Below are 223 nucleotides of genomic sequence, written 5' to 3'. Positions count from 1 at the left end.
GCAGCAGACTGCGCTTCTCGACCAAAACGCCGAATGAATTCTTCATCGTGCACGAATTGCTGACGCAGCACCTTCACCGCTACGTATCGATTCAGAAGACGATCGAGCGCCTTGTAAACCAAGGCCATGCCGCCTCCGCCTACGCGCTCCAATATTTCATATCTGCCCCCTAAAATAGTCCCTATCAAGAGTCACACCCCTCTTTCTCAGAGTCTGATTCATG

General features: G+C 51.6%; 1 pseudogene. It reads right to left on the bottom strand.

The annotated features are described in order from the left end of the window. Window positions 1-188: pseudogene (locus tag ACXX53_RS23190) on the bottom strand (Stk1 family PASTA domain-containing Ser/Thr kinase); the annotation flags it as partial. Window positions 189-223: the final 35 nt, after the last annotated feature.

The organism is Paenibacillus marinisediminis, from assembly GCF_054343325.1.
The sequence above is the reverse complement of the archived record's forward strand: the minus strand, read 5'-3'. Positions and strand labels throughout refer to the sequence as shown.